The following is an 11,956-nucleotide window of genomic DNA, read 5'->3' on the forward strand; positions in this document are numbered from 1 at the left end:
GGTTGTCCTCACTCGGCAATCGACCGGATAACCCGCGCCGGGTTTCCGCCGACAAGCGTGTTCGGGGGAACGTCCCGGGTCACCACCGAGCCCGCCGCGACGACGGCGTTTTCGCCCACCGTCACGCCGCCGATGACCGTTGCGCCGGCGGCGATCCAGACGTTGCGTTCGATGACGATTGGCTTCGCGGTGGTGAAGGCGCGCCGCCGCGACGGTTCGAGGGGATGGCCTGAGGTGATGAGGCTGACATTCGGCCCGATCAGCACATCGTCGGCGATGTCGAGCCCGCCGAGATCATAAAAGGTGCAGTTCTGGTTGATGAAGACATTGCGCCCAACGCGGATGTCGGGCCCGCCGGTCGTGTAGAAGGGCGGGATCAGCAAGAAGCTCTCGTCCACCGTCCTGCCGATGAGTTCGCTGAACACGGCACGGACCTCGTCCGCGTCGTTGAACGTCAAGCGGTTGAGACGGGCGGTGATCGCCATCGCCCGTTTGACATCCGCCAGCATGGCCGCCGATTCCGGCGTTCTCCCGGGGATTATCCTGGTGCGACCGTCATCGGCCATTCGTTGCTTTCCTCCGGGCACGGTCGAACGAATGGCCGACACATGCCGCGATTCCAGCTCTTGGAGATAGGCCCCTACCGAACCACCAGCACCGGAATTGCGGTATAGGACAGCACTTCCGCCGTCTGGCTGCCCAGAAGCAGCCGGCCCAAACCGCGGCGACCATGCGAGGCCATGACGATCAGGTCGCAGCCGAGCGCCTGCGACAGCTCCAGGATCGCTTCGGCGGGCCGCTTGTCCTCGACATGGACCACTTCGGCGGAGACGCCGGCGGCGTCGGCCGCTGCCTTGCCCTTGTCGAGAACCTCCTTGCCATATTTGCGCGATTCTTCCTGGTAGACCGCCAGTTCATCACCCGCGGCATAGCCGGCCATGGCGCCGCCCCAGGCGAAAATGGGGTACGGCTCCGAGACGGTGACGAAGGTGACGGTGGCACCGATGCCTTTTGCCAAGGTGAGGCCATGGGCAACGCCCTTGTCGGCCAGTTCCGATCCGTCGGTGGCGATGAGCAGATGTTTGTACATGATGATCTGACCTGTTGTGCAAGGGCCGGTGCCCTTGGGGTGGCGGGAGCCCTTGAGGGCTGCCCCTGATATAAGTTCGCTACGGGCTTCATCACAGGGCCACCTTGATGCGGATCAAGGCCAGGGGTTGGAACTCAACCAATGTCAGGCCAGTCGCTGCCTGCCTTCAGCGATCCGGCCAACTGTCTGTAAACATTGCTGATCGCAAACGAATGGCCGCCGAGCATGCCCGGCGGCCAATCGTGAAACTGTATGATGCTGGGCTTAGAACGGTGTCGCGGGCAGTTCCTGGGTGCCTTCGAGCTTCACGGCCTGGAGTTCGTTCGCGTTGTAGCCAAGAGCCCGCAGGATGGTGGGCGCCACTTGCGTCGTCTGCACCAGGGTCGGTACCGATCTCGGCTTGAGCGAAGGATTGCTGATGAGAAGCGCCACGTTGCGATCGTTCGCATTGGCGCCGCCATGCTCGGCAATCTTCGAACCGGATGTGTAGACCACGCCCGGGTTGACCGTGGCTATGAAGTCCGGGGTACGGCTGTCGGTGGCCGGATCCTGATAGGCGAGGGCAAGGGCATTGGGCGGCTGGATCTGGGCGATGCCTTCAGCCTTGCTCGACTTCTCGAGATAATCCTGCGCCGCCGCAAGGTTCTTGACCCTGTCTTGCGGTTTGAGCCAGATCAGCGCGGCGTCGTCGGCAATGTGGAAGGCGTAGCCCGGTGTCTTGGTGTATGGATCATCGTCCAGTGGCTGGAACGTCGCCGGGTCGATGGGCGACTGGCCATGCTTCGAGGCAAGTATGATCAGGGTCGAACTGGTGAGGTGGTTGTCCTTGAGTGCCACCATCAGTTCGCCGAGGGCGCCGTCCACATAGGCGAGTTGCCCGGCAAGACCATTGCCAGGCGCGCCGCTGGCATCCAGATAGCCGCCCACCAGACCGGCCTCGTCGCCGGGACCGGACTTGGGGAGTTTCTGGCCCACGCTTACCGCCTGGAAATTCATGCCGAAAAGCGCGGGAACCGCGGCGGGATGCGAACCGGTGCTGTCGAGCCCCTTGATTTCGTTGATCACCGCCTTGACCCGCGCTTCGTCAAAGTCACGCTCGGCCTTGAAGCTGCCGGTCGTCTTGACCTTCGTGCTGGGGATCAAGCTGTCCTGTTCCAGGGCGTAGAGGTCGTCGACGCCTTTGCCCGAAGGTCCGTTCAGCCATTCGTAGGCCGGATGCTTGTCGGACCAGGCCGTGCGGCCGCCATGAGCCTTCACGATCTCGAAGACGTTGTTGACCCGCACGAAATCATGCGGATAGACCACCGAGCACTTGCCGTTGATCAGCGTCATCGGCAGCTTGGCCGGGTCGATCTGGCTGTGGAAATCGCCCGGCTTGCCGCCACCATCAAGGCGCGTCGAATCGACGTCGATGTTCTCGGCGAAGGACACCTCGGCGCCGGCCTCGCCCTTGCAATCCGAAGCCGGCGCGAAATAGGTGCGGTCGTAGCTGTCGTCATAGAACACGCCCGTCGATTTGGGCGTGCCGCCGGTCACCTGTGCGACAAGGCCAGGAAACGAGTCGGACGGGGCGCTGGTCAGCGCATTCGGATAGAAAATCCCGGTACCGGCGAGCGTGGCGATCGCGCTTTTCGGATTCGCGGCGACATAGTTTGCCAGGTCGAGTGCATGGAGCCCGTCGATACTGATGAGCAGCACGTGCTTGTAGGGTGCGGCGTTGGCGCCGGAAACAGACAGCGCGCCCGCCAACGCCGTCGTCAGCGTGCCGGCGGCCAGTGCCAGAGATAGTCTTTTCATTGAAGTGTCCCTCGTCTCGCAACCCGTCGATGGATCAGGGTAGGCGAGCGGACATGACAGGTTCATGAAAACTTGGTGGCAGGGACCTTACGGATTGGTAAGCCAGCGGTGCAGAAGGGCTGCGATGGCAGCCGGGGACTTTCGCTGTCTGGTGCCGACCGCTAAACCTTGGCCTGACTTCAACGAAAGACCGAGCTTATGAGCAACGCGTATCCGCAAATCCACCTGGTCCGGCATGGCGAGACGGCGTGGAGCCTTTCGGGGCAGCATACCGGCCGCACCGACATGCCGCTGACGCCGGCCGGCGAGGCGGCCGCCCGGGGCGTGGCCGAGCGGCTCAAGGGCCTGTCGTTTTCGGCCGTCTGGTCGAGCCCCTCGCAGCGCGCCTACAACACCAGTGTGCTCGCCGGTTTTGGCGCTCAGAGCGTCAGAAACGACGATCTGCAGGAGTGGGACTACGGCGCCTATGAGGGGCGCACCACCAAGGAAATCCTGGCCGAGCGGCCGAGCTGGAATGTCTTTCGCGACGGCTGCCCGCAAGGCGAGATGGCGGCCGATGTCGGTACCCGCGCCGACAGGATCATCAGACAGCTTCGCGACGCTGGCGGCTCGATCCTGATCTTTTCCAGCGCGCATTTCCTGCGCGTGCTCGCCGCCCGCTGGCTCGGCCTGCCGCCGGAAGGCGGGGCGCTGTTCGTGCTCGATACGGCCAGCATCAGCGTGCTCGGCTATGAGCATGATCTGAGCGAGCCGGTGGTGCGCAAGTGGAACCAGGCATAGGGCGCAGGCCCATGGATAACATTCGGGCGAAGCTGCTGCTATCCGTGCAACGCGCGCTGCTCGGCGCCGTTTCGCCGAGGCTTCGGGCGGTTACCTGCGGCTGGGAAGGGTTTGAGATCACGCTTCGCTTCGTGTTTGACGGCGAGGTCGCCGATCCCGATCTCGAAGATGCCGGGATCGTCGCAACAGAAGTGGCGGCCGACTTCCCGGCACCCTGGACCGTGGACGAGGAGATCGCTCGACTGGACCATCCCGATGATCTGCGCAGAGGCGCGCTCGCGCTTTGGGCATACTGGCGCAAGGAGAGCGCCGCGGAGACAGAAAATCCAGATTGAACGATTGGCGATGATAGCCAGCCCTATCTATCGAACTTCCGGATCGCTTCCGCCGTCACCGGCGTGAAGAAATTCACCAGATTGCCGTCGGGGTCGCGAAACAACAGCGAGCGGTTGCCCCAGGGCATGGTGGTCGGCTTCTGCACGGTCGTGTTCCTGATGACATCCGACAGCCTGATGAATTCGGCATCGACGTCGCCGACGCGGAATTCGAGGATGGCGGTGTGGTTGTCGGCCGGGCGGGCAATGTCGCCGCCAAACAGCATCAAGGTGCGCGTGCTGCCGATCGCCAGCGTGCAGGACGGTGTCGCCAGTTCCGCGAAGTCCTCCGTGTAGACCGTCACCGGCATGCCGGTAATCTCGCCGTAGAAGCGCACGAGGCGCTGAACGTCTGATGTGATGATGCGGACAGAGATGAAATTCATGACCTGGGCTCCTTGATCGCTGAAGCCGCGAGCCGGCTCCCGATCGCTCTATAGGCCAGGCCTCCTGCCAGCTTTCTGTCAGGAGAAGGTTGCGATGACTACGCTTGCGGTTCCGACCACCTCTCCTGCACCGTTGGCGGCAGGCCGAAGGCGGTAAACAAATCGGCGCCGAGCGGGCCGACATAGACCGTCAGCGAGGCGATCCCGCCCGCGGCCGGCTCGATGATATGCAGCGACTGGGCGCGCCACTCAGGATCCTGATGGCGCCGTGCGTAGATCGCGACCGCGGGCTGGCCGTTGGCCCGCGTCGCCACCGCGCGGTACCCTGCGAAATTGCGCCACACCGTCCTGAAGAAATCGTGGATCGCAGCGCGTCCCTGGTACCAGTCCAGCCATGGCGGCATGTGGTAAGTGGCGTCCTCACGCAGCAGCGCGATGAAGCCGTCGAGATCGGCCGCCTGCCAGGCCTTGATATAGCGATCGAGCAGCAGGCTTTCGTCGCGGTTGGGCTGCGATCGCTGCAGGGGACGCCCGGTGGGATAACGCACCGCAAGCGTCGCGCGCGCCCGCTGCAGGGCACTGTTGACCGAGGCGGTCGAGCCGCCGAGCAATTGCCCGGTCTCAGCCGCCGACCAGCCGAGCACGTCGCAAAGCAAAAGTGCCGCGCGTTGCCTCGGTGGCAGCAACTGGATGGCGGCGACGAAGGCAAGCCGGATGGCTTCGCGGGTCTCGTAGCGCGCTTCCGGGCCGGGCTCGCCATCGACAAGGTCCGGCAACTCGGCGTCGGGGTAGGGCTCCAGCCAGGAAAGCTCGGCGGCCGGCCCGGCGGTGGCGCGGCCCTCGGTCGGCGGTCGATCCGGCGGCTCGAGGATGCGATGCGCCGCCGACCGCGCCTTGATGGCGTTGAGGCAGGTGTTGGTGGCGATCGTATAGAGCCAGCCGCGCGGCGAGCCGCGCCCGTCGAATTGCGAGCGCCCACGCCATGCCCTGAGGAATGTGTCCTGCACGAGGTCGTCAGCCTCATGCAGCGAGCCCATCATCCGGTAGCAATGCAACTTCAACTCGCGGCGGTGGGCCATTGTCAGCCGCTCGAAGGCCAGCGGATCGAGGATCGGCTGGCCTGTCAGGCCCAGCGGCTCAAGCGGACTGGGAGCGTCTGTCATGTCGAGGCTGCCAAGCGGAATTTGCCGGAATGTGCCTCGCATCCTGCGCGCCTCATGCCGCCGCTGCAAGGCCGCTGCCGCTCACCGTGAAGGCAGTGCCTTGCAGTTTGTCGGCGGCGAGTGCGACCACGGCGCGGCCGACATCGGCAGGCACCTGTACGTCGGTCATGCTGGCCAGGAAATCGGCCGGGGTGATGCCGAGATAGGCCGAAATGCCTGCAATGCCGCGCTGGCCGACGCCGGTGCCGGCCATGATGCGCATCGGCGCCAGTGCCATGAAGCGCAGGCCAAGGCCCAGCCTGTCGGCTTCCTTCTGGCTGTGGGCGGCAAGGAACATCTGCATGCGCTTGGCGCCGGAATAGCCGCCCGAGTTCGGCGGGCCGCCGCTGAACGCGGCACCGCTGGAGATCAGCACCACGCGGCTGCCCGGCTTCAGCCCGCCTCGCAGGGCGGCCTTGCAGAACAGGAACGATGCCTTGACGTCCGTCTCCCAATTCGCCGAGAAATCGTCCCAGCTCTGGTCCTGGATGGATGCCGACGGCGCGAAAGCACCGGCCGAGATCACCAGCACATCAGGCTGCATGGCGGCAAACACCGCGTCGGGCGCGGTATCCTGCGTGGCGTCGGCGGCAAGCGTCTTCACGCCTGACGTCTCCCAGGAGAGTTCTTTCAGATCGGCCGCGCCGCGGGCGACGGCAAGCACGGTTGCTCCCTCGCTGAGAGCAACTTCCACGATCGAACGCCCGACACCCCGGCTGCCTCCGACGACGACGACATTTTGACCTTTCAACGATTGCATGGCTCACCTCGCTGTTCCGGCCCGGAGGATTCCGGCGCCTGTAGGTGAAGACAGCGGAGGTGGGCGGGAATCATCGGTGGGAGCAAAAAGAAACTTTGGCGGGTCTGTCAGGCGGCTCTCATTCGTCCCCCGTTTGCCAAACATTAGCTTGAGGCGATATGCTGGACGGCCCATCGCCGACCTCTTGGGCGCAACGATATCTGGGAGGAATGGATGATGACGACATTGTTCGTGAGACATACCGTGTCCGACTACAAGGCCTGGCGCAAAGTCTATGACGGATTCGCCCCGGTGCAAAAGGCCGGCGGCGTGAAGGCAGAGACCGTCTATCAGGCGGCGGACAACCCCAACGACGTTACCGTGACCCACGATTTCGCCAGCGTCGCCGAGGCACAGGCCTTCATCCAGAACCCGAAATTGAAAGAGGCGATGGGAAGTGCCGGCGTGATCGGTGCGCCGACCATGTGGATCACCAACAAGGCTTGATCGACCGCTCCGGCCGCGCGTGCTGCAGGAATAGCCAGGCCGCTTCCGGCCTGGCGGGGACGCTTGGCTCAATCGGCCAGCAGCGCCAGCTCCTCCGCCGTCAAATGCCGAGCCGTGCCCTTGGCAAGGTCGCCGAGCGGCAAGCGGCCGATGGCGATGCGGATGAGGCGCTTGACCTCGATGCCGTGGGCGGCGAGCAGACGGCGGATGTGGCGGTTGCGGCCTTCGTCGAGCACGATCTCCAGCCAAGCGGTGCGGCCGCCGCTGCGCAAAAGCGCGATCGCGTTTGCCTTCAGGGTCTCGCCGTCGACGGTCACGCCCGCGCGCAGCGTCTCCAGCATCGCCGCGTCGGGCACGGTGGCGACCTGCACGTGATAGGTCTTGGGCAGATGCGAGGCCGGGTCCATCAGCCGGTTGGCGAAATGCGTGTCGTTGGTCATCAGCAGCAGGCCTTCGCTCGCCTTGTCGAGACGGCCGACCGGTGAGACGAACGGCAAATCGAGCCCATCCAGGCAGGCATAGACAGTGTCGCGCTGTTGCGGGTCGTCGCGCGTGGTGACCAGCCCGCGCGGCTTGTTGAGCATGACATAGACCTTGCGCTCGGCAACCACCTCATCGCCATCGACGACGATGCGGTCGCGGTTCAGGTCAACGCGCAGCGAGGCATCGCGCACCACCTTGCCGCCGACGCGCACGCGACCCTCCGCGATCAGCAGCTCGGCCTGCGTGCGCGAGCACAGGCCGAGTTTGGAGAGCGCGCGGTTCAGGCTGACGCCGGGGGGGTTGCTGGTGGGACGACGGCCGATGGTTGGTGGCTGGCGTGGTGTCATGTCCTGCTTTGTCGTTCCGGAGTGCGTGTCCGGCGGGCATGCCGGCGATCCGCCGCCGGCACCGTCGTTTGGCAAGCGGGGCCGCCGCCGCACCTTGGCTATCACGCGCATCCGGTGCTGCTCAAGCCAGTGGCAGAGGTCCACCTATCTGGTGGCGGCTGCGACCAGCATTTCGCATGGCCCTTCGAACTGTCCGTCATGCTCGAACTGACCAAGCGCGGTTTCGATTTCGGCCCAGGCGTCGTCCTGCTCGCGAGGCGACAGGCCGGCCAGCATCTGGTGCAGTGCGCCAAACGATTCCTGCTCGAACTGCAGGCATTCGAGCGCCGATTGCAGCCGCACCGGTGCGTTGACCTTCTCGATGCGTACGTCATTGAAACCGGCATCGGTCAGGCGCTTGGCCAGCACCGTCGGGTCGCCCAGGCTGAACGGCCCGGGCTGGCCGGGCAGTGGCGCAGGCAGCGCGGCACGGCGGCGGATAATGCCGACCGGGATCGAGAAGAACGGGTTCCTGTCGGCGGTGGAATAGACGATAGCGCCGACCTTGCCGCCTGGTTTCAGATGATCGCGCATGCCACCCAGAGCCCGGTTCTGGTCAGGAAAATAGATCAGCCCGACGCGCGAGATCACCGCGTCGAACGGTTCAGCCGATAGGGCATCCAGCATTTCGCCATCGGCGACGGCGGTGTCGACATTGGCGTAGCCGGCCAGCTTCGCATTGTCGGCGGCAAAGTTCAGAATGCCCGCCGAGATGTCGGTGGCCAGCACATAGCCCGTCGGCCCGACACGCCGCGCGGCCGTCAGCGTCTGTTCGCCGGCACCAGCGGCGACATCGAGGACCCGGCTGCCCTTGCCGACATCGGTCATGTCAAGCATCAGTTCGGTGGCGGGCCCGAGCCAGCGGGTCAACAGCGGACCCCAGCGGTTCCAGGCTTCGGCGGCACTATCCCATTGCTTGCGGGTGGTTTCCTTGAACTTTGCCGGATCGAAGATCGGTTGCTGCATGGTCATGGCTTCCTCCGTGAAGGCACTATTGCCTTGCCGGAAAGCCTAGGGGTGGCGTAATTCTGGTGCCATTCTCGAAATCTCGACGCCCATTTTGCAAAATTGCACGGATAGGGGTCCAGGATGCATTGGGATGACTTGCGGATTTTCCTGGCCGTCGCGCGCGACGGCTCGATAAGCGGCGCCGCAAAACGCATGAACATCCAGCACTCCACCGTGTCGCGCCGCATCCGGCTCCTGGAGACGCAGCTTGGCACGCGGCTGATCGAGCGCAAGAAATCCGGCTATGAGCTGACGCCGGCAGGCGACGAACTGAGAATGGCGGCCGGCAAGATGGAGATGGAGGTGCTCGAGGTCGAGGGCGCGCTCGGCGGCCAGGAAGACCGTGTCGCCGGCGAGCTCAGGGTGTCGGCGATCAACAACATGGCATCATCCGTGCTGATGCCGATCTTCGCCGGCTTCAGCGAGGCCTATCCCGACATCCGGCTGCATGTGCAGGTCTCCAACAAATATGTCAGCCTTGCCGAACGCCATGCCGACATTGCCATCCGGCTGACCAACACGCCGCTCGACACGCTGGTGGGTACGCGCCTCACCAATGTGGCGTCGGCCGTCTACGGAGAGCGGCGCTATCTCAGCGGTTTGCGCACCAGCGGCGCCAGACCGCTCTGGATCGGGGTGGAGTGCTGCGCCTTCCACCAATCCTGGACCCATGCGGCCTGTCCGGATCACCGCCATAGTTTCTTCGTCGACGATACGCTGCTGACGCTCGCCGCCCTGAAACAGGGGCTCGGCCTCGCCTATCTGCCCTGCTTCATGGGTGACAGCGCCGGCGAACTGGAGCGCTTTCGCCAACCGGACCCGATCCATGATCTTGGGCTCTGGCTGCTCTACCATCCGGACCTCAGGCGAACCAAGCGCGTCAGGGTGTTTCGTGAGCACATGGTGGCGGCCATCCGCGACCAGAGCGCGTTGTTCGAAGGCCGCCTGCCGCAGCCATCAGGGTCGGCTTGATACGTCGCTGCCGCAGCCGCTCACCGGTGGCGGCGCGGTCACGCGCTTTGCTGCGCCATGACGATGAAATTGCCGCAAGTGTCGTCGAAGAAGGCCGCGCTGACCGGACCCATGCGCCGGGGCGGTCCGAGAAATTTCACGCCACGCCCGGCGAGGCGGTCGTAGTCGGCCTGGATGTCTCGGCTGGTGATCAGGGCTGCCGGGAAGTGGGCGTCATGGAGCGCTTTCTGCGCGGCGCGCGCCGGCGCATCGCGGTTGGGCTCAAGGACGAGTTCTGCGCCGTCGGCTTGATCGGCAGACACCACCGTCAGCCAGCGAGCCCGGCCGCCGTCGTAATCGTGCTTTTTCACGAAACCGAGGACCGAGGTGTAGAAGGCCAGCGCCTTGTCCTGGTCGTCGACCTTGATGAGGATATGGCGAAGCTGCATGGTCGGATTTCCTTTTATTCGTATGGAGTTGGCGCCCGCGCCTAATCCCGCCCGTTGAAAAACGCCGTCAGCACCGGCGCATGCGCGGCTGCCTTCAGCATGTGGTTCTGGCCTGCCAGCGTCTGGTAGCGGGCGTTGGGCAGGGCCTGCGCCAATGCCTTGTTGCCATGGCGCATCCAAAGCGGGCTTTTTCCTCCATCGGTCACCAGTATCGGCACGCCGAGCGGGGTCCAGCGGGAGGGGTCGAGCGGCTTGCCGAGCTGGTCGCCGGCGACGATGGCGCCGTCATAGGGCAGCGTATGCGCCACCGCCTTGAGCTTGCGCCAGATCGGCGTCAGCTTCATGAAGGCGATGAGCAGGCCGGGCATGCCGACCGATTGGAGGAAGGCGCTCACGGCGTCGCCGCGCCGGTCGTCGGCGATGGCTTGCCGGATCGCTGCCCAGTCGCCTTGCGTGGTCGCGCGGCTGTCGTCGACGATCAGCGGCGCTTCGTAGAGCGCCAGCTTCCTGATGCCGGGCAGGCGGGCTGCCGCCATCAGCGCCAGCATGGCGCCTGACGACATGCCCCAGACATAGGCTTCACCGCCGGCCGCCTGCAGCACGGCCTCGATGTCATCGACCTCGCGCTCGACCTGATAAGGCAAGGTGTCGCCGCTGTCGCCACGGCCGCGGCGGTCGTAGCGGAACACGGTGAAATCGCTCTCCAGCCCCTTGGCCAGCGGGCCGCTCGGGCCCATGGCGCGCGAGCAGAGCGCGCCGTCGACGAGGATGAGCGGATGGCCCTGGCCCCGGCGCTCGCAGGCGATCGGCGTTCCATCGCTCGACAAGACGGGCCGCGACGTCAAGGCTTGCGTGATCGGCCTGGCGCTTTCAGCCAGCATGGTCGGCTCCTAAGTTGATCAGCTGTTCCAGCCGGTCGAAGCTCTGCATCCACCCGCCGCGCATGCCGAGCGCCAGCAGGCGTTCGCGGTCGGCGACGCTGGCAAGCGTCACCTCGAAATGGACATGGGTGCGCTGGCCATTGGCCGTGAAGGTGACCGTGTGGCGGCTCTGGCCTGGCGGCTTGCCGGCCCATTCACGGATTTCAGGATCGGGTTCGTCGCAATAGCTCAGCCTGGAATTCTCGACGACTTCGAGATAGCTGCCCTGGTTGCGGTAAAGCGCGCCGCCGGCGGTCAGCATGTCGATGCGCCAGCGGCCGCCGACGCGCACGTCGAGCACACAATGGGGAATGGTGCAGTCCCTGATGCCCCACCATTGCGCGACCAGAAGCGGATCGGTCCACAGCCGGAAGACGCGCTCGACCGGAGCATCGAAAATCCGCTCGATGGCAAAACTGCGGTCGGCGGTTGCAGCAGTGAGCGCGCTCATTCCTTTTTGTCCACGCCGCGCCGCAGGAGGTCTTCCATGCGGTCGAAACGGTCTTCCCAGAGTTTTCTGTAGTCGTCGAGCCAGCGGTCGATGTCGCGCAGCGGCTTGAGCTCGATGCGGCTGAGGTGCTTTTGCGCCGCCCGGCTGCGGGTGACGAGGCCGGCCTGCTCCAGCACGCCGACATGCTTGGAGACCGCGCGCACGGTGAGCGCGAAGGGCTGCGCCAGTTCGGCGACCGATGCCTCGCCATCGAGCAGCCGGGCCAGGATCGCCCGGCGCGTGGGGTCGGCGAGCGCGGCGAATGTGTCGTCGAGAGAGATTTGAGGGGTCATTGTGGAACCGATTAGTTCTGGAACTAATTGGTTCTATAATGGGATCAAGCCGCCACGTCAACTGGCCGCGACCAGGGCCTCGGAGGCGATCGTATTGGACG

The 11,956-nt window shown here is 64.9% G+C and carries 16 protein-coding genes; 4 read left to right on the forward strand and 12 right to left on the reverse strand.

Translation table 11 applies throughout. From position 1 onward, the window contains the following. Window positions 1–8: 8 nt before the first annotated feature. From EB235_RS14805 to EB235_RS14815, 3 genes are all read right to left on the reverse strand, one after another. Window positions 9–566: a sugar O-acetyltransferase gene (locus EB235_RS14805; protein ID WP_027030253.1), complete on the reverse strand. Its 558-nt coding sequence runs from the start codon at window positions 564–566 to the stop codon at window positions 9–11. A gap of 74 nt (window positions 567–640) precedes the next feature. Next, complete coding sequence (locus tag EB235_RS14810; RefSeq protein ID WP_027030252.1) at window positions 641–1,090, reverse strand: universal stress protein; 450 nt, start codon at window positions 1,088–1,090, stop codon at window positions 641–643. A gap of 264 nt (window positions 1,091–1,354) precedes the next feature. Continuing rightward, window positions 1,355–2,887 carry an alkaline phosphatase family protein gene (locus EB235_RS14815; RefSeq protein ID WP_027030251.1) on the reverse strand — a complete coding sequence of 511 codons (1,533 nt, stop codon included), beginning with the start codon at window positions 2,885–2,887 and terminating at the stop codon, window positions 1,355–1,357. Window positions 2,888–3,085: 198 nt separating this feature from the next. Between EB235_RS14815 and EB235_RS14820 the strand changes: the two genes are divergently transcribed. Both EB235_RS14820 and EB235_RS14825 read left to right on the forward strand, forming a co-directional pair. Further along, entirely contained in the window at window positions 3,086–3,667 is a 582-nt protein-coding gene (locus EB235_RS14820; protein ID WP_027030250.1) for a histidine phosphatase family protein, read from the forward strand. A gap of 11 nt (window positions 3,668–3,678) precedes the next feature. Continuing rightward, window positions 3,679–4,002, forward strand: a complete 324-nt coding sequence (locus EB235_RS14825; protein WP_027030249.1) for a hypothetical protein — start codon at window positions 3,679–3,681, stop codon at window positions 4,000–4,002. A gap of 23 nt (window positions 4,003–4,025) precedes the next feature. Here the strand turns inward: EB235_RS14825 and EB235_RS14830 are convergent, their stop codons facing one another. From EB235_RS14830 to EB235_RS14840, 3 genes are all read right to left on the reverse strand, one after another. Continuing rightward, on the reverse strand, window positions 4,026–4,427 hold the full coding sequence (locus EB235_RS14830) for a VOC family protein (protein ID WP_027030248.1): 402 nt from the start codon (window positions 4,425–4,427) through the stop codon (window positions 4,026–4,028). Window positions 4,428–4,525: 98 nt separating this feature from the next. Next, window positions 4,526–5,590 carry an RNA polymerase subunit sigma-70 gene (locus EB235_RS14835; RefSeq protein ID WP_027030247.1) on the reverse strand — a complete coding sequence of 355 codons (1,065 nt, stop codon included), beginning with the start codon at window positions 5,588–5,590 and terminating at the stop codon, window positions 4,526–4,528. A 52-nt stretch (window positions 5,591–5,642) separates the two neighbouring features. Beyond that, on the reverse strand, window positions 5,643–6,389 hold the full coding sequence (locus tag EB235_RS14840) for an SDR family NAD(P)-dependent oxidoreductase (protein WP_027030246.1): 747 nt from the start codon (window positions 6,387–6,389) through the stop codon (window positions 5,643–5,645). Window positions 6,390–6,605: 216 nt separating this feature from the next. Here EB235_RS14840 and EB235_RS14845 point away from each other — a divergent pair, with 216 nt between their 5' ends. Continuing rightward, window positions 6,606–6,875 (forward strand): hypothetical protein, encoded by a 270-nt coding sequence (locus EB235_RS14845; RefSeq protein WP_027030245.1) that lies wholly within the window; start codon window positions 6,606–6,608, stop codon window positions 6,873–6,875. A 68-nt stretch (window positions 6,876–6,943) separates the two neighbouring features. Here the strand turns inward: EB235_RS14845 and EB235_RS14850 are convergent, their stop codons facing one another. Further along, window positions 6,944–7,705, reverse strand: a complete 762-nt coding sequence (locus tag EB235_RS14850; protein WP_027030244.1) for a pseudouridine synthase — start codon at window positions 7,703–7,705, stop codon at window positions 6,944–6,946. A gap of 144 nt (window positions 7,706–7,849) precedes the next feature. Continuing rightward, the gene (locus EB235_RS14855; RefSeq protein ID WP_027030243.1) at window positions 7,850–8,716 is read right to left on the reverse strand and encodes a class I SAM-dependent methyltransferase; all 867 of its coding nucleotides are present in this window, start codon (window positions 8,714–8,716) and stop codon (window positions 7,850–7,852) included. 117 nt (window positions 8,717–8,833) lie between these two features. Here EB235_RS14855 and EB235_RS14860 point away from each other — a divergent pair, with 117 nt between their 5' ends. Next, the gene (locus EB235_RS14860) at window positions 8,834–9,724 is read left to right on the forward strand and encodes a LysR family transcriptional regulator (protein WP_027030242.1); all 891 of its coding nucleotides are present in this window, start codon (window positions 8,834–8,836) and stop codon (window positions 9,722–9,724) included. 38 nt (window positions 9,725–9,762) lie between these two features. Here the strand turns inward: EB235_RS14860 and EB235_RS14865 are convergent, their stop codons facing one another. The 4 genes from EB235_RS14865 to EB235_RS14880 are packed head-to-tail and all read right to left on the reverse strand — an operon-like array spanning window position 9,763 to window position 11,855. Then, window positions 9,763–10,152: a VOC family protein gene (locus EB235_RS14865; protein ID WP_027030241.1), complete on the reverse strand. Its 390-nt coding sequence runs from the start codon at window positions 10,150–10,152 to the stop codon at window positions 9,763–9,765. A 41-nt stretch (window positions 10,153–10,193) separates the two neighbouring features. After that, window positions 10,194–11,033 (reverse strand): alpha/beta fold hydrolase, encoded by an 840-nt coding sequence (locus EB235_RS14870; protein ID WP_051429631.1) that lies wholly within the window; start codon window positions 11,031–11,033, stop codon window positions 10,194–10,196. Next, a complete protein-coding gene (locus EB235_RS14875; RefSeq protein WP_027030239.1) occupies window positions 11,023–11,523 on the reverse strand; it encodes an SRPBCC family protein in 501 nt (166 codons plus the stop codon). Before EB235_RS14875 ends, EB235_RS14870 begins: the two co-directional genes overlap by 11 nt. Next, window positions 11,520–11,855 (reverse strand): ArsR/SmtB family transcription factor, encoded by a 336-nt coding sequence (locus tag EB235_RS14880; protein WP_027030238.1) that lies wholly within the window; start codon window positions 11,853–11,855, stop codon window positions 11,520–11,522. Before EB235_RS14880 ends, EB235_RS14875 begins: the two co-directional genes overlap by 4 nt. Window positions 11,856–11,956: the final 101 nt, after the last annotated feature.

The organism is Mesorhizobium loti R88b (assembly GCF_013170845.1).
GTDB lineage: Bacteria > Pseudomonadota > Alphaproteobacteria > Rhizobiales > Rhizobiaceae > Mesorhizobium > Mesorhizobium loti_B.